Raw genomic sequence first — 26,009 nt, forward strand, 5'->3', positions numbered from 1 at the left:
AAATCCGTATATTAATGATATATTTACTTTATAATATTCGGATTTAGGAGGTTTCTTTGGTGAAGTTTAAGCGCAGCGAACGATTGATTGATATGACGCACTATTTATTAGAACGGCCCCACCAACTTGTGCCCTTGACTTTTTTCTCTGAACGGTACGGTTCTGCCAAGTCTTCTATCAGTGAAGACTTGACGATTGTAAAGGAAACATTTGAGGGACGGGGTGTCGGAACGGTACAAACGGTTCCCGGGGCAGCAGGTGGAGTGAAATATGTACCAAAGGTAAACAGTCAGGAAGCGAAGGCTATGATTGAAGAGCTATGTGTCCACCTGGAAAGCTCCGATCGCCTATTACCGGGCGGTTACCTTTATATGACCGATCTGCTTGGTAACCCTCAGCTCATGAAGAGTGTCGGCAAATTACTGGCATCCGCATTTGCTGAAAAAGATATAGACGTCATTATGACGGTCGCAACGAAGGGGATCCCGATTGCCAATGCGATTGCCTCATATTTGAATGTACCAGTGGTCATTGTCAGAAGGGACAGCCGTGTAACCGAAGGATCGACAGTGAGCATCAATTATGTGTCCGGTTCATCGAAGAGAATCCAATCCATGGTTCTTTCTAAAAGAAGTTTGAAGGAAGGGTCCAAAGTATTGGTTGTCGATGATTTCATGAAAGCTGGCGGGACCATCAATGGAATGAAAAACCTGTTGGAAGAGTTTTCTGCCACCTTGTCGGGGATCGGGGTTCTGGTTGAATCCAATAGCATGGACGGACGATTGGTGGATGATTATGTTTCATTGTTGAAATTGTCTGATGTAAATGAAAAGGATAAGCAGATTTCCTTAACGGAAGGAAATTACTTTCAATCCGATCTAACATTTTTACCATAAGGGGAGGCATTTACTATGCGTGTAGTTTCTACTAAGGAAGCACCGGCAGCAATCGGGCCATATTCACAAGGTATTGTCGTAAATAATTTGTTCTACAGTTCAGGACAGATTCCTTTGACGGCCGAGGGTTCAATGATCGAAGGAGATGTAGTGGAGCAGACGCATCAAGTGTTCCGCAATCTTCAAGCTGTACTATCGGAAGCTGGGGCTTCCTTCGAAACAGTGGTCAAAGCAACGGTCTTCATCAAGGATATGAATGATTTCGGGGCAATCAATGAAGTGTATGGGGAATATTTCAGCAACCACAAGCCGGCCCGTTCTTGTGTGGAAGTAGCCCGCTTACCTAAAGATGCTCAGGTTGAAATTGAAGTAATCGCACTCGTGAAGTAATCTTCACGGGTGTTTTTTTGTATCAAAAAAGAAGTGTAGTTCAAATGGAATGGTTGAATGAATGGAAAAAATAAAACTTTTCAAAAAATTTTACAATTTAAGAAGGAATATCTAAATAATTCGTTGAATACATAGAGTAGATTTCATCTAGGGAAAAAGGTGGTGAACAGAATGGAAGTAACAGACGTAAGATTACGCCGAGTAAACACCGATGGTCGCATGAGAGCTATCGCATCTATTACGCTGGATAATGAATTTGTTGTTCATGACATTCGCGTGATTGATGGGAACAATGGCTTATTTGTAGCGATGCCAAGTAAGCGGACTCCGGATGGAGAATTCCGTGATATTGCTCATCCAATCAATTCGGGTACCCGCGGCAAGATTCAAGACGCCGTTTTAGCTGAGTACCACCGTTTAGGAGAGCTGGAAGAAGTTGAGTTAGAAGAAGCTGGGGCTTCCTAATAGGATCTATAGCATCAAGAGCCTACTTTTTGTAAGGCTCTTTTTTTTTGTCTTCTGGAGCCCCTTTTTAAAAAGCGCTGGTTCTTACGTTTTTTGTATACCCAGGCTTATAGAAAGGCGAAACCTCTAAATGAACATTTTTTGTTTTTTTGTGGGAAAGAAAATTCGACATTGGGGTTTCTGCTTTTCTGCGATGTCCAGTTCCGGCGGCTAGAGGCTCGAGGTCATAAGTCAAACCTGCCAAAAAGGCAAAGAGCGCCTTTCCGGCAGGTTCGTCCTATGCTTGTCGCCTCTGGGCAAGCCGCCTCCGCTTTTCTGTTTGTCAAATATATGTACTTTTACATGAATCCTTGAAATGGTAGAGTTTTTAGGATATATTCGTTATGGATAAAAAGGTTATTGGAGGACCAAAAATGACAAATCGATATGCCGTTATATTAGCTGCTGGGCAAGGTACGAGAATGAAGTCGAAGCTTTATAAAGTTCTTCATCCTGTGTGTGGCAAGCCGATGGTGGAACATGTGGTCGACCAAATTTCAACACTACATATAGAGAAGACTGTCACAATCATCGGTCATGGTGCTGAGCTTGTGAAGTCGCATTTAGAAGGCAAGAGTGATTTCGCTCTTCAGGCTGAGCAGTTAGGGACAGCTCATGCTGTGATGCAGTCTGAAGATGTCCTGGGTGACTTGGAAGGAACGACTTTGGTGGTATGTGGCGATACGCCGCTCATTAAAGGAGAGACGATGGAAGCGCTGGTGAAGCATCATGAAGGACAGGGTGCCAAAGCGACCATATTGACGGGGCATACGGAATCCCCTGATGGATACGGACGGATCATCCGTAACCAGGATGGATTAGTGGAACGCATTGTGGAACATAAAGATGCAAGTGAAGAAGAACGAAGCGTGAAAGAAATTAATACCGGAACGTATTGTTTTGATAATAAAGCGTTATTCGACGCCCTGAAGAAGGTTTCGAATGATAACGTACAAGGTGAATATTATTTGCCGGATGTCATTGAGATCCTTCAATCGGAAGGTGAAATCGTCAGTGCCTATCAGACAAGTGACTTTGATGAGACGCTTGGTGTCAACGATCGCGTGGCCCTTTCTCAAGCAGAGATCACAATGAAAAAGCGCATCAATGAATTCCATATGCGCAATGGTGTAACGATCAAAGATCCCAACAATACGTATATCGATGCAGATGTAACGATCGGAAGAGATACCGTGATCCTGCCTGGCACAGTGCTTCAAGGCAGCACATCGATCGGTGAAGATGCCATGATCGGACCGAACTCCGAGGTGAAGGATTGTCAGATCGGGGACCGTACAGTCTTGAAGCAGTCTGTGGCTCATGACAGTTCGATCGGAGCGGATGTTCAAATCGGGCCATTTGCTCATATCCGCCCTGCTTCTACCATTGAAGATGAAGTGAAGATCGGTAACTTTGTAGAAATCAAGAAAGCAACATTCGGTAAAGCGAGTAAGGCCTCACATTTAAGCTACATTGGTGATGCTGAAGTCGGACGTGACGTCAACATCGGGTGTGGATCGATCACCGTGAACTATGATGGGAAGAATAAGCACCTGACAAAGATTGAAGACGGTGTATTTGTAGGCTGCAATTCTAATCTGGTTGCCCCTGTCAGCATAGGGAAAGGTGCCTACATTGCCGCTGGTTCTACCATTACTGAGGATGTTCCCGGTGAGTCTCTTTCCATTGCAAGAGCTCGCCAAGTAAATAAAGAAAATTATGTTCAAAATCTAAATCATAAGAAATAATGGGAGGTCCACAATGCCAAACTCTTATATTAATTCCAAGTTGAAAATCTTCTCTCTTAATTCTAACTACCATCTTGCAAAGGAAATTGCAGATGAAGTAGGAGTGGAATTAGGTAAATCGTCCGTGAAACGTTTTAGTGACGGTGAAATCCAAATCAACATTGAAGAAAGTATCCGTGGTTGTGACGTATTTGTCATCCAATCCACTTGTCAGCCGGTAAATGAAAACCTGATGGAGCTTCTGATCATGGTGGATGCCCTGAAACGTGCTTCTGCCAAGACGATTAACATCGTGATGCCTTATTATGGTTATGCCCGCCAAGACCGTAAAGCTAGAGCGCGTGAGCCGATCACTGCTAAATTAGTGGCGAACCTTTTAGAAACAGCCGGTGCTACACGTGTCATCACACTGGATCTGCATGCTCCTCAAATTCAAGGTTTCTTCGATATCCTGATCGATCACCTCATGGGTGTGCCGATTTTAGCGGATTACTTTGAAGAAAGAGGATTCAATACGGAAGATCTTGTTATCGTATCTCCGGACCATGGAGGGGTGACGAGAGCACGTAAGCTTGCAGAACGTCTGAAAGCGCCTATCGCCATCATTGATAAGCGTCGTCCAAAGCCGAATGTGGCAGAGGTGATGAACATCGTCGGTAATATCGACGGGAAAATTGCGATCTTGATCGATGATATCATTGACACTGCCGGTACGATTACACTGGCAGCCAATGCATTGGTTGAAAACGGAGCGAAAGAAGTCTTTGCCTGCTGTACGCACCCGGTTCTTTCTGGTCCTGCCATCGAGCGCATTGAAAACTCCAACATCAAAGAATTGGTTGTGACGAACTCCATCCCATTGGGTGAAGAGAAAATGATCGGTAAAGTGAAGTCCCTGTCAGTGGCTCCTTTGATCAGCGAAGCGATCATCCGCATCTACGAGCAACAATCTGTCAGCACGCTTTTTGATTAAGAATTAATATTTGTAGTTTGTGCATAGAAAGAAGAGCTTGTCCTTTTAATCTTAGGACCAGCTCTTCTTTTTTCGTTTTCCGGCTCCTGTCGGAAAGGCTTGAGACCCTTATCTGTCAACAACCTCGAAGCACTCTTCCTGTAATGAATTGATTTTTCTATGTTTATTTCAAATCACATTAGGGTAATTACTATATATAGAACTTTAACTAACATAAAAGATTAGGGAAGGTGTTGGATTAGACATGGCAACAGAATTAAAAGCAAATACCAGGAAAGATTTTAAACGATCTTCATTAACAAAGCTGAGACATGAGGGGAATATCCCGGGAGTCGTGTACGGCTACAAAGCAGATAATACACCAATTATGGTAGATGCCATTACATTCATTAAAACCATCCGTGAAGTAGGAAGAAACGGCATCATTTCTTTAAATGTAGAGGGTAATAAACAAAACGTCATTTTAAGTGATTACCAGCAGGATCATCTGAAGGATGCTGTCACGCATGTGGATTTCCTTGCTGTGAATATGTCAGAAGAAATCGATGCGGATGTTCGTATCGAGCTTGTAGGAGAAGCGGCCGGCGTGAAAGACGGTGGCGTAATGCAGCAGCCTCTGCATGAGGTATCTGTAACAGCGAAACCAAATGATATCCCTGAATCCATCGAAGTGGATGTAACCGAGCTCCAAGTGGGAGAAACGGTAACGATCAGTGATATCCGTGATAAGTACAGCGTCACTCTCAATGAAGAGGATGACCGCACCATTGCTTCCATCCTTGCTCCAAGACAGGAAGAAGAAATCGACAGTGGTGAAGAGCAGGAAGCTGGCACACCTGAGAATGAAGAAGGAAGAGAATCGGAAGCCAGTGATGAAAGCGAATCGAAGGAAGAGTAAAAAATCAATATTTTTTGGCGTAACCTTTTGCAGGTTGCGCTTTTTACGTTATTCTAGAGGTATAAGGTCAGAAGAGGTGTGAGAAATGAAATTAATCGTTGGGCTCGGGAACCCGGGATCACAATATGAAAAAACGAGACATAATATCGGTTTCGTTATTATAGATGCATTAGCCGATCGACTGGGCGTTTCGTTGAACCAGTCCAAATTTAAAGGGGTTTACGGCACATATCATCATAAAGGTGAAAAGGTCGTGCTGTTAAAGCCGCTTACGTATATGAATCTGTCAGGGGAAAGCATTGTACCCCTGATGGATTATTTTGAAATTGAAGATGAGGATTTACTTGTCATTTATGATGACCTGGACTTGCCTGTAGGAAAATTAAGATTAAGGCAAAAGGGGAGTGCCGGGGGGCATAATGGCATTAAATCGACCATTGCCCATTTAGGTTCCCAGCAGTTTAATCGTCTGCGGGTGGGCATCGACCGTCCGACCAACGGAATGAGCGTGCCGGATTACGTTCTGGGCAAATTTTCGAAGGAAGAGCAGCCTGAACTGGATAAAGCCATTTCTTCAAGCGTGGAAGCGTGTGAAACCTGGTTGGATAAACCATTCCTTGAGGTCATGAATAAATTCAACTGACCATGTCATATACTGAATGTCCAGGGGCCCTTTATCGTCAATCCTTTCCGGGGTCTGAATAACTCCCTTCTAACAGGTTCATACTAACAGTATAAATGTGTATGGAGGGAAAGATATGGCGATCCATTATCAGTGTCGGCATTGCGGAACGAATGTCGGGACTCTTTCAAATGTGTCCGTTCATTCCGAGCAGCTCGGGATTCATATGCTGACGGATGAAGAGCGGCTACATATGGTTCACTATCAGGATAACGGGGACATCCAAGTGAAAACGATCTGTGAAGATTGTCAGGAGAGCCTGGAGAGAAATCCGGACTACCATGAATTAGATCATATCATTCAGTAAGAACGCTTTGGTGAAGAGCCAAAGCATTTTTCTGTTTATACTTTTAGATCATTTATAGAAAGAACCACAGGGGAGGAGCGTACACTTGAAAGGTATTTTAAAGCAGGTTCACCAAAGTGAAGAACTACAGTCCATCATCGCTGGAGTGGAGGAGCGTCTGTCTGAACAACTTGTGGCAGGATTATCGGGCTCATCCCGGACAGCTTATATAGCAGATGTCTATCTACAAACGAATAAATCTACCCTAGTGGTGACGCATAATTTGTTTCAGGCACAAAAAGTTTATGATGACCTCATTCAATTTTTGTCTGAGGACGAAGTATATTTATATTCTGCTAATGAGCTGATCGCAGCTGAGCTAAGTGTGGCAAGTCCCGAGTTGAGGGCACAACGGATCGAAGTATTGAATAAGCTTTCCAATCATCAAAAGGGTGTCTATATTGTACCTGTTGCCGGATTGCGAAAAATCCTTCCACCTCAATCGATGTGGGCAACGAATCAGATCCGTTTTCAAATGGGTGAAGATATCGACTTGGATGAAATCTTAAATCAGCTGGTGCAAATGGGCTATCAACGGACAGGGATGGTTAGCACACCTGGTGAATTCAGCCTTCGCGGGGGGATTGTCGACATTTTTCCGTTAACCACTCAGAACCCTGTCCGGATTGAATTATTCGACACTGAAATTGATTCGATCCGCCTTTTTTCGGTTGAAGATCAGCGTTCGATTGATAAACTCAATGAGATTGAAATAGGCCCTGCCACAGAGGTCTTATTGAAGTATGAAAATATGGAGAGGCTTATTCATGAAATCAACGCAGGTCTTTCCACAAGCTTGAAGAAGGTCAAATCGGCGGCCGTAAAAGAGAAGATGACAGAGTACATAGGGTATGAGGTGAGTCAGCTCGAAAATGGGCAGGTTCCTGAGCAAATCTTTAAGTACCTGTCACTCGCATATGAAAAGCCTAGTAGTTTGCTAGATTATTTACCAGATGACGGGGTTCTATTCTTTGATGAATACAGTCGCGTCCAGGAAATGAGTGAATCCCTGGAGAAAGAGGAAGCGGAATGGTTTACCTCCCTGCTTCAGGAAGGACAAATCATTCAAGACGTTCCTGTGTCCCACACGTTTTCTTCGTTAGTTAGTAAGACGAAGCTGCCAAAGGTGTATTTCTCATTGTTCCTGCGCCATATTCCGAATACCAGTCCACAAAACATCTTCAATGTTTCAACGAAGCCCATGCAGAATTTCCATGGGCAGATGAACGTATTGAAGGCAGAGTTGGATAGGTGGAAAAAAGGAAGATATACCGTTGTCTTGTTAGGACCGGATGAAGAACGCGTAAAGAAGCTTCAAAGGGTACTGGACGATTATAAGATTGAGATTGCCTTTGTCGAAGATGGAGATAAGCTCCTGCCGGGAACGATCCAGATGATCAATGGAAGCCTGACAAGCGGATTTGAGCTCCCTCTTCAGAAACTTGCGGTTATTACAGAAGAAGAATTGTTCAATAAGAAAACCCAAAAGAAGCCGAGAAGGCAGAAACTTTCAAACGCAGAGAGAGTCAAAAGTTACTCTGAGCTGAAAGTCGGGGACCATGTGGTTCATGTGAATCACGGGATCGGTAAATTCCTTGGGATCGAAACATTGGAGATCAACGGGGTGCACAAAGATTATCTCCATGTGAAGTATCAGGGGAATGACAAACTTTATGTACCGGTCGATCAAATTGAACTGGTCCAGAAATATGTTGCCTCGGAAAATAAGGATCCAAAGCTTTATAAACTGGGTGGAAGTGAATGGAAGAAGGTCAAGTCGAAGGTTCAATCTTCCGTTCAGGATATCGCCGATGATTTGATCAAGCTTTATGCTGAACGGGAAGCGGCAAAAGGCTATGCCTTCTCTCCTGATGGGGACATGCAGAGAGAATTTGAAATGGCTTTCCCTTATGAAGAAACAGATGATCAACTGCGCTCTGTCAGTGAAATCAAGCACGATATGGAAAGAGAACGTCCGATGGACCGCCTGTTGTGTGGGGACGTAGGATATGGAAAGACCGAGGTTGCGATCAGGGCTGCCTTCAAGGCGATTGCAGACGGGAAACAGGTGGCCATCCTCGTGCCTACCACCATCCTTGCTCAACAGCATTATGAAACCATCAAAGAGCGTTTTCAGGACTTCCCAGTGGAAATCGGTTTATTAAGCCGTTTCCGCACGAGGAAGCAGCAGCAGGAGACAACGAAGGGACTTAAGACCGGAACGGTGGATATTGTGGTGGGAACCCACCGACTTCTCTCAAAAGACATTCAATACCGTGATATAGGACTCTTGATCATCGATGAAGAACAAAGGTTCGGTGTCACGCATAAAGAGAAGATCAAACAATTAAAAACGAATATTGACGTTCTGACCTTAACGGCTACACCGATTCCCCGCACCCTTCATATGTCGATGCTCGGTGTAAGGGATTTATCGGTTATTGAAACGCCGCCTGAAAACCGGTTCCCGGTTCAGACCTATGTAATGGAGTACAACGGTGCCCTGATTAAAGAAGCGATTGAAAGGGAAATGGCAAGGAATGGCCAAGTGTATTTCCTCTATAATCGTGTCGAAGATATTGAAAGAAAAGCCGATGAAATCTCCATGCTCGTACCGGATGCCCGGATTGCCTATGCTCATGGTCAAATGAGCGAGAATGAGCTCGAAGCCGTCATACTAAGCTTCCTTGCAGGAGAATATGATGTGCTAGTCACAACCACGATAATTGAAACCGGTGTAGACATTCCGAACGTCAATACGTTGATTGTGTTTGATGCCGACCGGATGGGCTTATCCCAGTTGTACCAATTAAGGGGACGGGTAGGGCGTTCAAACAGGGTTGCCTATGCCTATTTTACTTATCGTAAAGATAAGGTCCTGACAGAAGTGGCAGAAAAGCGATTGCAGGCGATCAAAGAATTCACGGAACTGGGATCCGGGTTCAAAATTGCCATGCGTGACTTGACGATCCGTGGAGCGGGTAACCTCCTCGGGGCGCAGCAACACGGATTCATCGATTCTGTCGGATTCGACCTGTACTCCCAAATGCTGAAAGAAGCCATCGAAGAACGAAAAGGAGATCTTCCGAAGCAGCCTGAATCAAGCTTTGAAGTGGACATTGAAATCGACGCTTATATTCCGGATGATTATATTAAGGATGGTCATCAAAAGATCGAAATGTATAAACGGTTCCGATCCCTTTCTTCCCTTCCTGAAATCGAGGAACTCGAAGAAGAGATCCTGGACCGGTTCGGTGAATATCCGGAAGAGGTGGGCTACTTATTCCTCATCTCTGAAATGAAGATCTATGCGAAGAATACAAAGCTCGAATCCATCAAGCAGGATAAGAAAACGGTGAATATCTTTATGTCGCCGGAAGGAACGGCACAGATCGACGGTTCCAAAGTATTCAATCTTTGCAACAAACACGGCCGTGCAGTCGGACTTGGAATGGAAGGCTCCAAGCTCAAAATCTCGATTAACACAACACGCTTGGAACCGTCCAAATGGTTTAACATGGCATATGACATCATCAAACATCTGGATGAAGCGGTAAAAATAGAAGAAAACGTGTGATCATTTCATCAATTCGACACAAACCAGTGGCATTTCTTCCCTTCGTTATAATAATGTAACCAAAATGTAAACGCGTGGATTGTTTCACTCTACTATGATAAGGGTATTAGTATTTATGCAGCTGCCAACAATGGAAAAAGATACCTGCATTAGAATTTTAGTGAAATTACAGAAAAAATAACTGAATGTGTATAGAACTTCTAAGTTGTAAGATACTAAACTCAACAATGGTAAAGTATTCAACAAGGATGCATTGCCAAATAAAAATCATCTGATGAAAGTGAGGCAACTATAGATGAAAGCAACTGGTATTGTTCGTCGTATTGATGATTTAGGACGTGTCGTCATTCCGAAAGAAATTCGCAGGACATTAAGGATTCGCGAGGGAGATCCCCTGGAAATCTTCGTTGATCGTGACGGAGAAGTCATCTTAAAGAAATATTCCCCAATCAGTGAACTTGGTGACTTTGCTAAGGAATATGGCGAAGCATTGTACGACAGTTTGGGAAGTGCCGTGTTAATTTGTGATCGGGATGCAGTCATCGCCATCTCCGGCGCTTCAAAGAAAGAGTATTTAAATAAGAACATCAGTGAACTCATCGAGAAGGTAATGGATGACCGCACGTCTCTATTACACACTCAACAGGGACAAGCTGAGCTTGTAGAAGGACACGGTGAGGATCTTGCTTCCTATACGATCGCTCCGATTGTCGCAAATGGAGATCCGATTGGTGCCGTTGCGATTTTCTCAAAGGACCGTACAGTAGGCGAAGTGGAACAAAAGGCAGTAGAAACGGCAGCTGGCTTTTTAGCAAGACAAATGGAGTCATAACGTAAAGGAGTGGCAAATCGCCGCTCTTCTTTTTTTTGTCGTCATCCCCATTCGAGAAAACATACAACCCTTTATGGTAAAATGACCAGTATATAAATGATTTTTCTTCGGTCTGTCAAGACTTGAAGTAAGAGGTAAAGAAAGGCAGGAAAACGGGTTGAGTCAGAAGTACTCCTCCAGCCGATTTTTGAAAGGGGCCATGGTATTAACGGTTGCGGCATTGGTAACCAAATTATTAAGTGCCGTTTATCGGATCCCTTTTCAAAATATTGTTGGAGATATCGGGTTTTATATATATCAGCAGGTGTATCCGTTCTACGGAATTGCCATCGCTCTATCCACCTATGGATTCCCTGTCATCATTTCAAAGATGGTTGCAGAGAAATTAGAAGGAGAGGATGAAGAGGGTGCAAAGAGAGTGGCCGTCACCTCCTTTTTATTCCTTTGTTTCGTTGGTTTTTCCTGGTTTCTGCTCGTCTACTTCGGTTCAGGCGTGATCGCACGTTGGATGGGAGATCCCCTGCTGAAGCCGTTACTTCAAGTGATTTCTTTATCGTTCCTATTATTAGCCCCCCTCTCCGTCATCAGGGGGTATTATCAAGGGAAAGAAGATATGGTGCCAACGGCTGTTTCCCAAGTGACGGAACAAGCAATCAGGGTCGCGACGATTCTGATTTTTTCGACCATCCTAGTATCTCAAGGGTACTCTTTATACATGACAGGGAAAGGTGCGCTGTTCGGGTCGATTACCGGTGGTCTGGGCGGACTTCTTGTTCTTCTTACTTTCCTTACTGCGCGGAGGGAAAAGCTGTTTTCACGTAAATATCTTTCTCTTCCTGCCGATTACGTACAGATCTGGTCCCGGTTGTTCAAGAACGGAACAGCTATCTGTGTAAGTGCCATGTTGCTCGTCTTACTCCAATTTGTGGATTCATTAAATGTATACTCCCTTCTTCTGTCATCAGGGATGGAAGCGGAAAGCGCGAAAACGTGGAAGGGGATTTATGACCGGGGACAACCCTTTGTCCAGCTCGGGACGGTAGTGGCTACCTCCATTTCACTGACCATCGTTCCATTGGTGACAAATGCCTATCTCAAAAGAAGAGAATCTTTAGTAAGGGAGTACAGTCAGCTTTCCCTTAAGATCAGCATCACCATCGGATTCGCTGCCACGCTGGGAATCATCAATATCATGGTGCCGACCAATACGATGCTATTTGAAAATGCCCTCGGTTCCAAGGTCATCGCTGTCTTCTGTCTATCGATATTCTTCAGCTGCCTTATTTTGACGTTTGCAGGCATCTTTCAGGGAATCGGGAGAATTTATTACCCGGCATTCTGTATCCTGATGGGAATTTTAGTGAAATACCTCGGAAATGCCTGTCTCATCCCAGTGATGGGAGTCATGGGGGCATCGGTCTCGACTGTTGGCTCTTTAAGTATCATTGCCATCATGATGGTGATCAAGCTTAGAAAATGGTTTCCAATCCGATTCTTTACGTTCTCTTTTTATAAGACATTGCTGCTGAGTGGAGCGGCCATGACGATTGGATTACAGGGGCTATTGTGGATATATGATACACTTTTGGATAATGGAATGCCCGGGCGTCCGCTTTCCGTCCTTTTTTCAATAGGAGGCGTTTGTATCGGCGGCATCCTTTTTTTGATCGTGTTTTTAAGAGGGAATGTCCTTTCAAGAGAAGACATCAGTTTCTTGCCCTTTGGGAGTAAATGGGTGTGGTTGATGAATAAAGTTCAGCCGAATAATAAGTAGCGAGGAGATTAACATGAATACGATAACGATCGTCGGGTTAGGCGCAGGAGATATAGAACAGTTGCCATTGGGAGTATACAGGAGGATTAAGAACAGTTCACACCTTTACTTAAGGACGGATCAGCATCCCGTCGTAAAGGATTTAATAGCAGAAGGGATCACCTATCATTCTTTCGATGCTGTCTATGAAAAACATGATCAGTTCGATCTCGTATATGAAGAGATTGTTCAAAACCTGATCACGGCATCAGAAGAGCATTCCCTTGTCTATGCCGTTCCGGGTCACCCATTGGTTGCAGAAAAGGCTGTCCAAATGCTGTTGGACCTACATAAAGAAGGGACAATCCACGTTGAAATCGGCGGTGGACAGAGCTTTATCGATGCCCTGTTTGCTTCTGTGGGAGCGGATCCGATTGATGGATTCCAGCTCCTTGATGGTACCAGCTTAAAGCTTCATGATATCCATATGAACCAGCAGCTTATCATCGGGCAGGTGTATGATGCCTTCATCGCTTCTGAAGTGAAGCTCACTCTGATGGAGCTTTATCCGTATGATTATGAGGTCTCCCTTGTAACGGCTGCCGGAAGTACGGAAGAAAAGGTGGAGCGGATCCCGCTGGTGGAGCTTGACCGGGTTGCTGATCTCAGTAATTTGACAAGCCTCTATGTTCCGGCTGTCGAGGAAATGGAATCCTCCTTTAAGCAATATGCGACATTAAGGGAAATCATTTCGACGCTTCGCGGACCGAATGGCTGCCCATGGGACAAAGAACAAACCCACCATTCACTCAAGAAATATCTCCTTGAGGAAACATATGAGCTACTGGAAGCCATCGAGGAAGAAGATATTGATCATATGATCGAAGAGATGGGGGATGTCCTCCTTCAAATCATGCTCCATGCACAAATAGGCGAGGATGAGGGCATGTTCACCATGGAAGAAGTCATCGAAGGACTGGCGTCCAAGATGGTCCGGAGACATCCTCATGTATTCGGAACCGTTCAAGTGGAAAACACGGAGCAGGTGAAAGCAAACTGGGACGAAATCAAGAAACGTGAAAAACAGGACGACAAGGAACCGATGCTTAAGAACGTGGCAAAAGGTATGCCTGCTCTCATGAAGGCATTTGAATATCAGAAAAAAGCTGCAAAAGTGGGCTTTGATTGGGCAGACCCTAAAGGTGCCTGGGAGAAAGTATGGGAAGAATTAAAGGAATTTGAAAGAGAAGTCGAGAATAATAGTGAACACGACATGAAAAAAGAATTTGGAGATGTGTTATTCGCTCTAATCAATGTGGCCAGATTTTATAAGATTCTCCCTGAGGAAGCATTAGCCATGACGAACACGAAGTTTTACCGCAGGTTTTCCTATGTGGAAGAACAAGTAATGAAATCGGGTAAGAGTTTTGAAGATTTTACATTGGAAGAGTTGGACCGATTTTGGAACGAAGCGAAAAAGATGAATATCGAATAAGGGGAAATGTACAATGGTATCCATGAGATTAGATAAATTTTTAAAAGTATCCAGGCTCATAAAAAGAAGAACCCTGGCGAAAGAGATTGCCGACCAGGGACGTATCACTGTGAATGGGCAACAGGCCAAAGCAAGCTCCAATGTAAAAGTAGGGGATGAATTAAGCGTAAGGTTTGGCCAGAGAATTATGAGGGTAAAGATTGAAAGGCTTCTTGAAACAACGAAAAAAGAAGAAGCGAGCGGGCTTTATTCCGTCCTTTCAGAGGAAAGGGTCGAGGAAACGGAGTAAGGGATACATAGCATTTGGTCTGTTATTTGGTTCTATTTTTCCCCTATACACATAAACATAGTTACAAAGCTTGTACTATGGGAATGTGAGGGATGGATATGAATCAATATGATGGAAACAAAGATAAAACCTTTCAGGAACATGACGTAATGATGAGGGGCCGCAAGCTGCTTGATATTACAGGAGTGAAGCAAGTGGAAAGCTTCGATAACGAAGAGTTCCTCCTTGAAACCGTCATGGGATTCCTCTCCGTCAGGGGCCAGAATCTTCAAATGAAAAATCTGGATGTGGATAAAGGCATCGTCTCTATAAAAGGAAAGGTGTTCGATCTCGTCTACCTGGATGAACAAAACGGGGAGAAGGCTAAAGGCTTCTTTAGCAAGCTGTTTCGATGACCCTCTCGACCCAGTTCTATACCATGCTCTCCATGATCGGCATGGGGGCACTATTTGGTATGACGTTGGACACGTATTCCCGGTTCTTACACCGGTCCGAGAGAAAACGGTGGCTTGTATTCATCAATGACATCATGTTTTGGGTTTTGCAGGCACTGGCGATTTTTTATATTTTATTCGTCGTGAATTTCGGTGAGATCCGCTTTTATATTTTCATTGCGCTATTATGCGGTTTTGCCGCTTACCAGGCGTTGATCAAGCAACATTATTTGGCGTTCCTTGAACGCCTGATATTGTTTTTTATCTCCCTGTATAATTTCGGAGTGAAAATGGTGAAAAGATTGATTTATTCACCGATAAAATGGATGATTGTGCTTCTGATCACGATTGTATTATCTATAGGAAAAGGGCTTTTATCCGTCATATTATTCTTTTTAAAGGTGATCATGAAAGTGATGCAATGGGCGATTAAGCTCGTAATCACACCGATATGGTGGATATTGAAGGGTATTTGGAATTTATTGCCGAAAAATCTTACAAAAAGAGTCGAGAAGTTATATAATAAAGTGGCAGGAATTTTTAAAGCGTACATCAAAAAAGTATATAGAGTGGTAGAAAAGTTCAAAAAGAAACCTAAAGATAAAGAATAGGGCTTAAGGCTTTGCCACTCCATATTGTAAAGGAGGTTTGGGAATGAGAAAAAACGTGACACCAATGGAAAATGAATATGTCCGCCATCAGGAGCATATGCATAAATCTTCTTCTAAGAGAAAAAAGCGTTTGGTCCGTCGATTAGCAGTTTTCTTTGTTTTAGTGTTGGCAATTAGTGGATTTTTAATCTCGACCCTCATTTCCAGAGCCCAGGTTTTAGAAGATAAACAAACGGAAAAAGCACAATTGGAAAAAAAGTTAGAAAACCTGAAAGATAAGCAATCAGCCTTGGAAGAAGAGATTGTGAAGCTTAACGATGATGAATATATAGCCAAACTGGCGCGCCGGGATTACTTTTTATCAGATGAAGGTGAGATTATTTTCAACATACCTGAGACAGATAAAGAGAAAGAAGAAGAGGTGTCTTATTGACACTCTTTTTTTTAATTGGCTATAATATATAGTAAGGTTTATCTTTTATAATTTTAAGGAGGAGCATTTCTTTTATGTCAATCGAAGTAGGCAGCAAGTTACAGGGTAAGGTAACAGGTATTACAAATTTTGGAGCGTTCGTGGAATTATCGGAAGGTTCAACAGGATTAGTTCACATTAGTGAAGTTGCAGACAACTATGTTAAGGATATTAACGAACACCTTAAAGTCGGCGACGAAGTAACGGTTAAAGTTATTAATGTTGAGAAAGATGGAAAGATCGGTTTATCCATCCGTAAAGCGAAAGATCAACCACAACGCCCGCAGCGCCCTCAGCGTCCTCAGCGCCCGCGTACTAATAATAAACCGAACGACACTCGTACGAAAGAAAGTTTCGAACAAAAGATGGCACGTTTCTTGAAAGACAGTGAAGATCGTTTATCATCTTTAAAGAAAAATACTGAGTCTCGTCGTGGTGGAAAAGGGGCGAAAAAAGGTTAACTTGCTGTCTATTAACCCATATAGCAGGTTGTGAACGGAAAACAGGCATACCCATTCTGATGGGTATGCCTGTTTTTTTATATTATTGATGGACATCAACACAGGAAAATCCCCTGCTCCTATCGAATAGGTAAAGATAAATATCGTGAGTGGGGGCAGAATGGATGAAATACGAACAGATTATCGATCACTATGAGTCATTTAAGATGTGGTTGGAGGAATTGAAGCTGCTAAGTGAAGTTGAATGGTTCAAGCCTATGGAAGAAGATAAATGGTCGATCGCTGCCAATATAGCCCACATCATTAAATGGGATCAATATTCTTTACAGGATATTCTCCCTCATGTTTCAGAAGGAGCAGAACTACCACCCTTTCCTGATTTCCAGAAATTTAATGGAGAAGCGGAAGACTATGCCCATCATGTAGTGAACCAGGGAGATTTGATCAAAGAAGGGATCAGAACAAGGGATCTGATGATCACTTATGTAAAAAACGTACCGGAAGATGATTTCGGGCAATCGTTCAAAGTCGGGGATCAAAGCTTCACCCTGGAAGAATTTTTCGAAGACTTCATCAGTCACGATAAGCACCACCAAGAGCAGATCGAAGAATTGGTATCTGCCGAAAAGGTTTGACGGGAAAATAGAATAAACAAAAAAGACTATCATCATGATAGTCTTTTTTCTATGACCCGTACGGGATTCGAACCCGTGTTACCGCCGTGAAAGGGCGGTGTCTTAACCGCTTGACCAACGGGCCGACACAATATGGTAGCGGCGGAGGGGATCGAACCCCCGACCTCACGGGTATGAACCGTACGCTCTAGCCAGCTGAGCTACACCGCCATATGGATATGCGCCTTTTTGGCACAAAAACTATGATACCGAGAAAGGGTTTGCTTGTCAATATACAAACCTAAAGAAATTGTCAAAATTCCCTTAAGCAACGATACGTAAGGAATTTGAAAGAAAAAACACGGGAATATACGGGGAACCCTCATGAATATTCTGAATATTTTACCAGAAACCATAGAAAGACGTCGAAACATTCTTGGAATGCATTCCCTCATTTTGACAAAGTTTTGAGCTTGTACCCTTTATACTGAACAAAAAAAGAAATGGGGAGTGTTTCATACATGGGGAAAGTCGATCAGTCGATCATCGAACCAGTTCAGAACGTAGACATTGAACACACGAGGGTGGAACTGTCCAAGGGGATCCGGTCCATTTATTCAAAGCTTGAGTGGTTATTCGTAGAAAAGGGGGTTGCTCTATTCGTCATCGGGTTTCTCCTCGGAAGAGCTTTAATCCTTTCACATCTGACACCTTTTGCTCTGCCATTCTTTGCGTCGGTTTATATCATACGGAGAGAGAAGTCGCCGATCGCACTCATGGGATTGCTGGCAGGAGCGCTCACCTTATCCATTCCTAGTATCAGTTATACGTTTGTCAGTGCGGTATTATTCCTGTTAACGTATCGATTATCGCAAAAATATCACAAGAATAATGTGAGGGTTGTCGCCTTCTATGTGTTCTTTACGGTGATGGCTGCCAAGCTTGGGTTCGATTATATCCAACAGGGACAGGCCTTGACGATCTATAACGGGGTCATGGCGGTCATTGAAGCAAGCCTTGCGTTTCTCTTAACCTATATCTTCATCCAGAGCGTCCCCCTTGTTACGGTACAGCGTAGAAGGAAATCACTGAAAACAGAAGAAGTGGTGAGCTTGATCATCCTCCTGGCCTCGATCATGACGGGAACGATCGGATGGTCCGTATACAATCTGTCTGTAGAACATGTGTTATCAAGATATCTGGTACTGCTGTTCTCCTTTATCGCAGGGGCCACAGTGGGATCGACGGTAGGGGTCGTGACCGGCCTCGTCTTCAGTTTAGCCAACGTTTCAAGCTTTTATCAAATGAGCTTGCTTGCTTTTTCCGGACTTCTGGGCGGACTCATGAAAGAAGGGAAGAAATTCGGAGCGGCAATCGGTTTGTTAATCGCTACACTGCTAATGGGTATGTACGGGGATACGGATACAGTCTTAACGAAAACCCTTTATGAATCGGGGGTAGCGATATTACTCCTATTTCTCACTCCTCAAAGTTTAACGTCTAAAATTGCTAGGCATATACCGGGTACTGCTGAATATCAGCAGGACCAACAGGGGTATATGCGCCGGGTGAGGGATGTGACCGCCAATCGGGTCACTCAATTCTCGTCAGTGTTTCAGGCTCTTTCGAACAGCTTTCAACAAATAGAAGACCGGTTTGAAGAGGAGGAAGATAAAGAATTTGACTATTTTCTCAGCAATGTCACGGAGAAGACGTGTCAAACCTGCTTTAAGAAGGATCAGTGCTGGGCGCGGAATTTTGATAAAACCTATAATCTCATGAAAGAAGTGATGACTGAGTATGATCAGGGAAGGGTCCCCCTTTCCCCGAGACTTGCAAGAGAAGTAGAGAAGCATTGTACGAGAGAGAAGAAGTTGAAGGATACGATCTATCAGGAGCTCACTTTCTATCAGGCCAATCTGAAATTGAAGAAACAGGTCCAGGAAAGCAGGAAGCTTGTGGCTGACCAGTTGCTTGGTGTGTCCGAAGTCATGGGGAATTTCGCGAAAGAAATCCAGAGAGAAAGGGAGAATCATCATATTCAGGAAGAACAGATCCTGGCGAGTATCGGAGAGTTCGGGATCGAAATTGAAAATATAGAAATCTATAATCTGGAGCAAGGGAATGTCGATATCGATATGACCATGCCTTATTGCGGGGGTCACGGACAGGGGGAAAAGCTCATCGCACCCATGTTATCGGATATTCTAGGGGAAAACATCGTTGTACAAAAGGAGGAGTGCGCTCAATTTCCGAACGGTCAGTGTCACGTAACCTTTCAATCTGCCAAGAAATTTGTCGTCGATACAGGGGCCTCCCATGCGGCAAAAGGAGGCGGACTGGTTTCGGGAGACAGTTACTCCATGATTGAATTGGGAAGGGGGAAGTATGCCGTTGCGATCAGTGACGGGATGGGGAACGGTGAACGGGCCCATTATGAAAGCAATGAAACACTGAGGCTATTGAAAAAGATTCTGGAATCGGGGATCGAAGAACAGGTGGCGATCAAGTCCATCAATTCGATTCTTTCCCTCAGAACGAATGATGAAATTTTCTCCACACTGGATTTAGCCATGATTGATCTTCAGAATGCGTCTTCGAGGTTCTTAAAAATAGGTTCGACCCCAAGCTTCATTAAGCGGGGGGATAAAATCCTCAAGGTGGAAGCCAGTAACTTGCCGATGGGGATGCTTCAGCAGGACTTTGATGTCGATGTCGTCTCGGAGCAGCTGAAAGCGGGAGATCTTCTCATCATGATGAGTGACGGTGCCTTTGAGGGACCGAAGCATGTAGAAAATTATGACCTGTGGATGAAGCGGAAGATAAAAGAACTTGAAACCGATGATCCACAGGAAGTGGCAGACATATTAATGGAGGAGGTCATCCGGTCGAGCTCCGGATTAATAGAGGATGATATGACGATTGTGGTATCGAAAATCAAACATAACATACCGAAGTGGTCATCCATCCCCATGCAAAAATCAAAGAAGAAAGATAAAATTTCCTAGGGTTCGCACCCTTTAAAATAGTTAACTAGAGTATAAATCCCTCCTTATTCGGCGAAGATGATATCAACTTTAGAATGAGGAGGGGAGTCTGATGAAGCCAGGTACACTTCGTCAAATTCTTTTAATTACGGATGGTTGCTCGAATCAAGGAGAAGACCCGATTGCAATGGCGGCCCTCGCCAAGGAGCAGGGAATCTCGGTCAATGTGATCGGTGTGATGGACAATGATGTCATAGATGATAATGGGATGCAGGAAATTGAAGGGATTGCTCTATCGGGGGGTGGAGTGAGCCAGATCGTATATGCACAGCAGCTTTCGCAAACGGTACAGATGGTCACGCGTAAAGCGATGACCCAAACCTTGCAGGGAGTTGTGAATAAAGAATTGAAACAAATCCTTGGGAAATCCGCCTCCATGGAGGAACTTCCGCCCGAACAGCGTGGAGAGGTCATGGAAGTGGTCGATGAACTGGGTGAATCCGTCGATATGGAAGTGTTGATTCTTGTCGATACGTCAGCAAGTATGAAACATAAGCTTCCGACAGTCAAGGAAGCCCTATTGGACCTATCATTAAGCTTAAATGCAAGGATGGGTGATAATAAGTTTTCTGTGTTTGTATTTCCCGGGAAACGACAAGATGTCGAAAAACTGCTGGATTGGACACCAAGACTCGAAACACTGACGAGTATTTTCTCTAAATTGTCTCCAGGCGGAATCACTCCAACGGGGCCTGCAATCTCAGAAGCCATTACACACTTTAAGAAAAAACGTTCATTAAGGGGATTGCTCTCTCGTGGCGATGATGAACAATACTTCGAAGAAACCATTTAGTTTTCCCCCTGGAACAGTTATAAGAGGCAAATGGTATAAGAATATTTATACAATCGTAAAAGAACTGGGGTTCGGCGCCAATGGGATGGTCTATCTGGTGCAGGGATCCTCAGGATATCAGGCGTTAAAGATGAGCGACAGCAATGTGTCGATTACATCTGAGGTCAATGTATTAAAAGCTTTCTCCAAGGTCCAAGGCTCTCCCCTTGGGCCCAAGCTTCTTGATGTGGACGATTGGGAGGTAAGGGGTCAAAAAATCCATTTCTATGTGATGGAATATATACAGGGTACCGATCTTTTGTCCTTCGTCCAGTCCAAGGGATTTTCCTGGACAGGTGTCCTCGTTGCCCAGCTCCTGACAGACCTGGAGCGGATTCATAAGGAAGGATGGGTCTTTGGGGATTTAAAGCCAGAAAACTTAATTGTGACGGGTCCTCCTTACAGAATTCGCTGTATTGACGTCGGGGGGACGACCATCAATGGCCGGGCGATCAAGGAGTTTACGGAGTTTTTTGATAGAGGATATTGGATCGGGGGATCCAGGAGGGCAGAACCTTCCTATGATCTTTTCTCAGTAGGGATGATTCTTATCAATTTGGCCCATCCAACGCGTTTCACCAAGACCGGGGAAGGGAATATAAAACAACTGAGGCAGGCTGTGGATTCCAAGGACCAGCTGAAAAAGTTCGCAGGGACGATCCTTGCTTCCCTCGAGGGCAAATTTCAATCTGCCAATGAAATGAGAGAGAGTCTTTTACATGGACTTTCTCATGCCCAGCCGGTGCAGCAGACGAAGCCTAAACCGAAGGCCCAAAGATCCGTTCCGCAAAGCTCTACTGTAAGAACATCTTCCCCCCACCAAAGCAGATATCAAAATCAACGGAATAAAAATTCTAGTCACTTTCTGGAGACTGTGCTTGTTGTGATCATTGTATCGCTCCTGTACGTTTTGTATATTTATGGAGAATTGCTGTAGCGTAACGGTGTGAGAAACCAGTATAAATTGATACAATGGGGAAAATGGTTTTAGGAAGAGGAAGCACAATGTTAGAGCATACGATAAAACGATTCATTCAAGATCACCGGCTCATTCAAAAGGGCGACCGCATTCTGGTAGCCGTATCAGGCGGTCCTGATTCCCTGGCGCTGCTGCACTTTCTTGACTCGAACAAAGGAGAGTTAGGGGTGGAAGTGGCGGCGGCCCATCTGGATCATATGTTCAGGGGGGACGAATCCTTTCAGGAGCTTCAGTTCGTCCGGGATTTCTGTCATCAGCGGAATATCCCCTTTTACGGAGAAAGAGTGGATGTTTCGAAGGAAATCGAAGCGGTAAATGGAAGCATGCAGGATATGGCCCGAAAGATTCGTTATGGGTTTCTTGAGGGTGTCATGAGAGAGATGTCAGCCACCAAGCTTGCCCTGGGTCATCACGGGGATGATCAAGTCGAAACCATCCTGATGAAATTGACAAGAGGGGCATCGGGGGCGAGTAGAGCCGGCATCCCCCTGAAACGATCATTTGCTGACGGTGATATTATCCGGCCTTTCCTGACTGTGACGAAACTGGAGATCGAGAACTATTGTGAAAGACATGATCTTGAGCCGCGAAGAGATCCCAGTAACCAGAAGGAAGTTTATACAAGGAATCGGTTTAGAAAGAGAATCCTTCCATTCTTAAAACAGGAAAACCCTCATGTTCATCTTCAATTCCAACGATTTAGTGAAGAATTGGCAGAAGATGAGGCATATTTAGAGGAATTAACAAAGGAAAAGTTGAATAAGGTATGGAATAACACCGGGGATTACTCCTCCATACATATCGATGGTTTTCTTGCAATGGCTCAGCCTTTACAAAGAAGAGGGATTAATCTAATATTAAACTATCTTTACAAACTAAGACCATCTTCCTTATCGTCTATACATATTTACGATGTATTGGGTATTTTAAAAGGAAAAGCGCCGAATGCCAGCATAGACTTACCAAAGGGGCTTAAGGTAACACGTGCGTATCATACATGCTATTTTCACTTTGGAGAATTAGCCTTAACCGAGGTTCCCTATTGTTATGAGCTGCAGGTTGATAAGGGGCTGGACATTCAAGGTGAATATCAGTTTCATCTCAATTCTTCCCCGCACACCCCGGACTGTACCAGTGATGTGATCTATCTTGATCCACGCGCTGTGTCCCTTCCTCTTTACGTGCGAACGAGAAGAAAAGAGGATAGAATGAAAGTGAAGGGGATGGAAGGCTCCAAGAAGCTGAAAAACCTCTTTATCGATCATAAACTTCCCGCTCACCTTCGTGAGGAGTGGCCGGTTGTAGTGGACGCTGAACAACATATACTGTGGGTTCCGGGCATGAAGAAGTCTATTTACGATTTGGGAGAAGAGCAGGAAAATAGTTTAGTACTACAATTTACAAGCAATCATCTTCTAGGAGGCAGTTGAACATTGTTAAACCAAGATATTGAGAAAGTGTTAATTTCAGAAGAAGAACTTCAAGAAAAGATCAAAGCGTTAGGTGCACAATTAACAGAGGAATATCAAGATCGTTTTCCTTTGGCGATTGGCGTTTTAAAAGGCGCCATGCCATTCATGGCTGACCTTTGCAAGCGCATGGATACCCATATGGAAATGGATTTCATGGATGTATCCAGCTACGGGAACTCTACTGTCTCTTCCGGAGAAGTAAAGATTGTGAAAGATTTAGATACCAAGGTGGAAGGCCGGGATATCCTCATCATTGAAGATATCATCGACAGCGGATTGACATTAAGCTATCTGGTGGAGCTTTTCCGCTATCGTAAGGCAAAATCCATCAGCATAGTGACTCTGCTCGACAAGCCAACCGGTCGTAAAGCAGATATCAAAGCGGACTATGTGGGCTTTATTGTTCCTGACGAGTTCGTGGTCGGATATGGTCTCGATTACGCGGAGAGATATCGTAATCTGCCGTATATCGGTGTTTTAAAACCAAGAGTGTATACAACGGGAGAATAAGTATATTCTAAAGAGGAATCTTGCAAGTGCAATTTGTTGTAATGCCATGATTTTCTATGATACTATTTTACTTAGTTTGTTTACCCGTGGGAGGAGGTAAGGGATGAACCGGATCTTTCGAAACACCATATTCTATTTACTAGTCTTTTTAGTGATTATAGGTGTGGTGAGTTATTTCAGTAACAACAACGAGCCAACCAAAAATATCGAGTACAGTACATTTATTAATAACCTTGAAGACGGAGATGTTTCTTCTTTTTCAATTCAGCCTGGCAGAGGTGTTTATGAAGTAAAAGGACAAATGGAAGGGGCTAAAGAAGGAGAGTACTTCTTGACCTATGTCCTTACCACAGATGGAAAGCTGATGGATAAGATCAATGCAGCTGCGTCAGAGCAGGGCATCGATGTGGAAGTATTACAGGCCAAGGAAACAAGCGGCTGGGTATCTTTCTTCACAACCATCATTCCGTTTGTCATCATCTTCATCCTGTTCTTCTTCTTACTTAACCAAGCTCAAGGCGGCGGAAGCCGTGTCATGAACTTTGGTAAGAGTAAGGCAAAGCTTTACAGTGAAGAGAAGAAGAAAGTCCGCTTTAAAGATGTAGCGGGCGCAGATGAAGAAAAGCAGGAGCTTGTAGAGGTAGTGGAATTCTTAAAGGATCCACGCAAGTTCTCTGAAGTGGGTGCCCGTATTCCGAAGGGTGTCCTTCTAGTGGGACCTCCTGGTACAGGTAAAACCTTACTTGCACGAGCGGTAGCTGGAGAAGCGGGAGTTCCATTCTTCTCAATCAGTGGTTCCGACTTCGTTGAGATGTTTGTCGGTGTCGGTGCATCTCGTGTACGTGATTTATTTGAAAATGCGAAGAAGAACGCGCCTTGTATCATCTTCATTGATGAGATTGATGCAGTCGGTCGTCAGCGTGGAGCAGGATTGGGCGGAGGTCACGATGAGCGTGAGCAAACCCTGAACCAGTTACTTGTTGAGATGGATGGTTTTGGAGCGAACGAAGGAATCATCATCGTCGCTGCAACGAACAGACCAGACATTCTGGATCCGGCATTATTGCGTCCGGGACGTTTCGACCGTCAAATCACAGTAGATCGTCCAGACTTAAAAGGTCGTGAAGCTGTCCTTAAAGTACATTCTCATAACAAACCGCTTGATGATTCAGTAGATCTTAAAGCGATTGCCATGAGAACACCAGGTTTCTCCGGAGCCGATTTGGAAAACCTTCTGAACGAAGCGGCACTTGTTGCGGCCCGTGAGGACAAAAAGAAAATCGATATGCGTGATATCGACGAAGCAACGGACCGTGTCATTGCAGGTCCTGCTAAGAAGAGCAAAGTCATATCTGAAAAAGAACGTAAAATTGTGGCATTCCACGAAGCGGGTCACACCGTGATCGGATTAGTCCTTGATGAAGCTGACATGGTACATAAAGTGACCATCGTTCCTCGTGGGCAGGCTGGCGGCTACGCTGTCATGCTACCTAAGGAAGATCGTTACTTCATGACGAAGCCGGAGCTTCTTGATAAGATTACCGGATTACTTGGTGGGCGTGTGGCAGAGGAAATCATCTTCGGAGATGTATCCACTGGTGCGCATAATGACTTCCAACGTGCAACTGGAATCGCCCGTAAAATGGTCACTGAATATGGTATGAGTGATAAGCTCGGACCACTTCAGTTCGGTCAATCCCAAGGTGGTCAAGTGTTCCTTGGACGTGACATCAATAGTGAACAAAACTATTCAGATGCCATCGCGTATGAAATTGACTTAGAAATGCAGCGTCTGATCAAAGACAGCTATGAGAGAGCGAAGCGGATTCTTACTGAGAACCGTGACAAGCTTGAACTCATTGCCAAAACTTTGTTGGATGTAGAAACATTAGACGCAGCGCAAATCAAGTCTCTAATGGATCACGGCAAATTGCCTGAACGCACATATGAATCCGATCAGGATAGCAGTGACGTGAAGGTCAACATCCAGAAGAAAAATGAAGAAACTGCGATTGTAGAAGACACGACTTCCAAAGAAGACGACTCTCATACTGATCGCACATGATAATGAAGGATGCATCCATTTATGGGTGCATCCTTTTTTGATTACTGAATCAAAATGGTACCAAAAGGCAATTAATAACTAGGAAGTCACAGCCACAATGGAGAAGCACAGAGTGGATTGTAGCGGAAG

24 protein-coding genes and 2 tRNA genes are annotated in these 26,009 nt (G+C 44.1%); 24 read left to right on the forward strand and 2 right to left on the reverse strand.

All coding sequences use genetic code 11. The features are described 5' to 3' along the window. Positions 1-59: 59 nt before the first annotated feature. The 18 genes from purR to P8596_RS00385 all read left to right on the forward strand — a co-directional run bounded on the left by purR (position 60) and on the right by P8596_RS00385 (position 16,996). Complete coding sequence (gene purR / locus P8596_RS00300) at positions 60-896, forward strand: pur operon repressor (RefSeq protein ID WP_224522381.1); 837 nt, start codon at positions 60-62, stop codon at positions 894-896. Positions 897-911: 15 nt separating this feature from the next. Next, positions 912-1,286 carry a RidA family protein gene (locus P8596_RS00305; RefSeq protein ID WP_224522380.1) on the forward strand — a complete coding sequence of 125 codons (375 nt, stop codon included), beginning with the start codon at positions 912-914 and terminating at the stop codon, positions 1,284-1,286. A gap of 171 nt (positions 1,287-1,457) precedes the next feature. Next, complete coding sequence (gene spoVG / locus P8596_RS00310; RefSeq protein ID WP_032085215.1) at positions 1,458-1,751, forward strand: septation regulator SpoVG; 294 nt, start codon at positions 1,458-1,460, stop codon at positions 1,749-1,751. Between the two features lie 413 nt (positions 1,752-2,164). After that, positions 2,165-3,538, forward strand: a complete 1,374-nt coding sequence (gene glmU / locus P8596_RS00315) for a bifunctional UDP-N-acetylglucosamine diphosphorylase/glucosamine-1-phosphate N-acetyltransferase GlmU (RefSeq protein WP_279725480.1) — start codon at positions 2,165-2,167, stop codon at positions 3,536-3,538. Positions 3,539-3,551: 13 nt separating this feature from the next. Further along, a complete protein-coding gene (locus tag P8596_RS00320) occupies positions 3,552-4,511 on the forward strand; it encodes a ribose-phosphate diphosphokinase (RefSeq protein ID WP_034762970.1) in 960 nt (319 codons plus the stop codon). Between the two features lie 244 nt (positions 4,512-4,755). Continuing rightward, a complete protein-coding gene (locus P8596_RS00325) occupies positions 4,756-5,409 on the forward strand; it encodes a 50S ribosomal protein L25/general stress protein Ctc (RefSeq protein ID WP_279725481.1) in 654 nt (217 codons plus the stop codon). A gap of 85 nt (positions 5,410-5,494) precedes the next feature. Further along, a complete protein-coding gene (gene pth, locus P8596_RS00330) occupies positions 5,495-6,052 on the forward strand; it encodes an aminoacyl-tRNA hydrolase (protein ID WP_034762974.1) in 558 nt (185 codons plus the stop codon). 115 nt (positions 6,053-6,167) lie between these two features. Then, on the forward strand, positions 6,168-6,398 hold the full coding sequence (fin, locus tag P8596_RS00335) for an anti-sigma-F factor Fin (protein WP_034762976.1): 231 nt from the start codon (positions 6,168-6,170) through the stop codon (positions 6,396-6,398). 85 nt (positions 6,399-6,483) lie between these two features. Next, positions 6,484-10,014, forward strand: coding sequence for a transcription-repair coupling factor (mfd, locus tag P8596_RS00340; protein WP_279725483.1), 3,531 nt, complete (start codon positions 6,484-6,486; stop codon positions 10,012-10,014). Between the two features lie 295 nt (positions 10,015-10,309). Continuing rightward, complete coding sequence (gene spoVT / locus P8596_RS00345; RefSeq protein ID WP_034762981.1) at positions 10,310-10,846, forward strand: stage V sporulation protein T; 537 nt, start codon at positions 10,310-10,312, stop codon at positions 10,844-10,846. A 157-nt stretch (positions 10,847-11,003) separates the two neighbouring features. After that, positions 11,004-12,620, forward strand: a complete 1,617-nt coding sequence (locus P8596_RS00350) for a putative polysaccharide biosynthesis protein (RefSeq protein WP_279725485.1) — start codon at positions 11,004-11,006, stop codon at positions 12,618-12,620. 13 nt (positions 12,621-12,633) lie between these two features. After that, entirely contained in the window at positions 12,634-14,094 is a 1,461-nt protein-coding gene (gene yabN, locus P8596_RS00355; protein ID WP_224522376.1) for a bifunctional methyltransferase/pyrophosphohydrolase YabN, read from the forward strand. A 22-nt stretch (positions 14,095-14,116) separates the two neighbouring features. Next, entirely contained in the window at positions 14,117-14,383 is a 267-nt protein-coding gene (locus P8596_RS00360; protein ID WP_034763029.1) for an RNA-binding S4 domain-containing protein, read from the forward strand. 98 nt (positions 14,384-14,481) lie between these two features. Continuing rightward, positions 14,482-14,778: a sporulation protein YabP gene (gene yabP / locus P8596_RS00365; RefSeq protein WP_034763030.1), complete on the forward strand. Its 297-nt coding sequence runs from the start codon at positions 14,482-14,484 to the stop codon at positions 14,776-14,778. Beyond that, positions 14,775-15,428 (forward strand): spore cortex biosynthesis protein YabQ, encoded by a 654-nt coding sequence (gene yabQ, locus P8596_RS00370; protein ID WP_034762986.1) that lies wholly within the window; start codon positions 14,775-14,777, stop codon positions 15,426-15,428. Before yabP ends, yabQ begins: the two co-directional genes overlap by 4 nt. Before the next feature lie 43 nt (positions 15,429-15,471). Next, a complete protein-coding gene (locus P8596_RS00375; protein WP_034762988.1) occupies positions 15,472-15,861 on the forward strand; it encodes an FtsB family cell division protein in 390 nt (129 codons plus the stop codon). 74 nt (positions 15,862-15,935) lie between these two features. After that, entirely contained in the window at positions 15,936-16,361 is a 426-nt protein-coding gene (locus tag P8596_RS00380; protein ID WP_034762990.1) for a S1 domain-containing RNA-binding protein, read from the forward strand. Between the two features lie 164 nt (positions 16,362-16,525). After that, positions 16,526-16,996, forward strand: a complete 471-nt coding sequence (locus tag P8596_RS00385) for a DinB family protein (protein ID WP_254652748.1) — start codon at positions 16,526-16,528, stop codon at positions 16,994-16,996. A 52-nt stretch (positions 16,997-17,048) separates the two neighbouring features. Here the strand turns inward: P8596_RS00385 and P8596_RS00390 are convergent. Then, positions 17,049-17,120 (reverse strand) — tRNA-Glu (locus tag P8596_RS00390). 9 nt (positions 17,121-17,129) lie between these two features. Further along, positions 17,130-17,206: transfer RNA gene (locus P8596_RS00395), tRNA-Met, on the reverse strand. A gap of 290 nt (positions 17,207-17,496) precedes the next feature. On the opposite strand from P8596_RS00395, the gene spoIIE reads away from it, so the two are divergent. The 6 genes from spoIIE (at position 17,497) to ftsH (ending at position 25,880) form a co-directional block, all read left to right on the forward strand. Next, positions 17,497-19,983 carry a stage II sporulation protein E gene (gene spoIIE / locus P8596_RS00400; protein ID WP_254652749.1) on the forward strand — a complete coding sequence of 829 codons (2,487 nt, stop codon included), beginning with the start codon at positions 17,497-17,499 and terminating at the stop codon, positions 19,981-19,983. 91 nt (positions 19,984-20,074) lie between these two features. Continuing rightward, on the forward strand, positions 20,075-20,815 hold the full coding sequence (locus tag P8596_RS00405) for a VWA domain-containing protein (protein WP_034762994.1): 741 nt from the start codon (positions 20,075-20,077) through the stop codon (positions 20,813-20,815). Next, entirely contained in the window at positions 20,784-21,791 is a 1,008-nt protein-coding gene (locus P8596_RS00410) for a protein kinase domain-containing protein (protein WP_279726945.1), read from the forward strand. The genes P8596_RS00405 and P8596_RS00410 overlap by 32 nt, the downstream gene beginning before the upstream one ends. 68 nt (positions 21,792-21,859) lie before the next feature. Next, positions 21,860-23,263, forward strand: a complete 1,404-nt coding sequence (gene tilS, locus P8596_RS00415; protein WP_279725486.1) for a tRNA lysidine(34) synthetase TilS — start codon at positions 21,860-21,862, stop codon at positions 23,261-23,263. A 3-nt stretch (positions 23,264-23,266) separates the two neighbouring features. After that, positions 23,267-23,815, forward strand: coding sequence for a hypoxanthine phosphoribosyltransferase (gene hpt / locus P8596_RS00420; RefSeq protein ID WP_034762998.1), 549 nt, complete (start codon positions 23,267-23,269; stop codon positions 23,813-23,815). A 103-nt stretch (positions 23,816-23,918) separates the two neighbouring features. Next, positions 23,919-25,880, forward strand: coding sequence for an ATP-dependent zinc metalloprotease FtsH (ftsH, locus tag P8596_RS00425; protein WP_224522371.1), 1,962 nt, complete (start codon positions 23,919-23,921; stop codon positions 25,878-25,880). The last annotated feature ends 129 nt before the right edge of the window (positions 25,881-26,009 follow it).

Source organism: Rossellomorea sp. DA94, assembly GCF_029834455.1.
In the GTDB taxonomy this organism is placed as follows: Bacteria; Bacillota; Bacilli; order Bacillales; family Bacillaceae_B; genus Rossellomorea; species Rossellomorea vietnamensis.

Excerpts from the sequence above, each read along its gene's own strand:
- P8596_RS00305 (WP_224522380.1), top strand. The coding sequence starts at position 912 with ATGCGTGTAGTTTCTACTAAGGAAGCACCGGCAGCAATCGGGCCATAT.
- spoVG (WP_032085215.1), top strand. The coding sequence starts at position 1,458 with ATGGAAGTAACAGACGTAAGATTACGCCGAGTAAACACCGATGGTCGC.
- glmU (WP_279725480.1), top strand. The coding sequence starts at position 2,165 with ATGACAAATCGATATGCCGTTATATTAGCTGCTGGGCAAGGTACGAGA.
- P8596_RS00320 (WP_034762970.1), top strand. The coding sequence starts at position 3,552 with ATGCCAAACTCTTATATTAATTCCAAGTTGAAAATCTTCTCTCTTAAT.
- P8596_RS00325 (WP_279725481.1), top strand. The coding sequence starts at position 4,756 with ATGGCAACAGAATTAAAAGCAAATACCAGGAAAGATTTTAAACGATCT.
- pth (WP_034762974.1), top strand. The coding sequence starts at position 5,495 with ATGAAATTAATCGTTGGGCTCGGGAACCCGGGATCACAATATGAAAAA.
- fin (WP_034762976.1), top strand. The coding sequence starts at position 6,168 with ATGGCGATCCATTATCAGTGTCGGCATTGCGGAACGAATGTCGGGACT.
- spoVT (WP_034762981.1), top strand. The coding sequence starts at position 10,310 with ATGAAAGCAACTGGTATTGTTCGTCGTATTGATGATTTAGGACGTGTC.
- yabN (WP_224522376.1), top strand. The coding sequence starts at position 12,634 with ATGAATACGATAACGATCGTCGGGTTAGGCGCAGGAGATATAGAACAG.
- P8596_RS00360 (WP_034763029.1), top strand. The coding sequence starts at position 14,117 with ATGAGATTAGATAAATTTTTAAAAGTATCCAGGCTCATAAAAAGAAGA.
- yabP (WP_034763030.1), top strand. The coding sequence starts at position 14,482 with ATGAATCAATATGATGGAAACAAAGATAAAACCTTTCAGGAACATGAC.
- yabQ (WP_034762986.1), top strand. The coding sequence starts at position 14,775 with ATGACCCTCTCGACCCAGTTCTATACCATGCTCTCCATGATCGGCATG.
- P8596_RS00375 (WP_034762988.1), top strand. The coding sequence starts at position 15,472 with ATGAGAAAAAACGTGACACCAATGGAAAATGAATATGTCCGCCATCAG.
- P8596_RS00380 (WP_034762990.1), top strand. The coding sequence starts at position 15,936 with ATGTCAATCGAAGTAGGCAGCAAGTTACAGGGTAAGGTAACAGGTATT.
- P8596_RS00385 (WP_254652748.1), top strand. The coding sequence starts at position 16,526 with ATGAAATACGAACAGATTATCGATCACTATGAGTCATTTAAGATGTGG.
- spoIIE (WP_254652749.1), top strand. The coding sequence starts at position 17,497 with ATGGGGAAAGTCGATCAGTCGATCATCGAACCAGTTCAGAACGTAGAC.
- P8596_RS00405 (WP_034762994.1), top strand. The coding sequence starts at position 20,075 with ATGAAGCCAGGTACACTTCGTCAAATTCTTTTAATTACGGATGGTTGC.
- P8596_RS00410 (WP_279726945.1), top strand. The coding sequence starts at position 20,784 with ATGATGAACAATACTTCGAAGAAACCATTTAGTTTTCCCCCTGGAACA.
- tilS (WP_279725486.1), top strand. The coding sequence starts at position 21,860 with ATGTTAGAGCATACGATAAAACGATTCATTCAAGATCACCGGCTCATT.
- ftsH (WP_224522371.1), top strand. The coding sequence starts at position 23,919 with ATGAACCGGATCTTTCGAAACACCATATTCTATTTACTAGTCTTTTTA.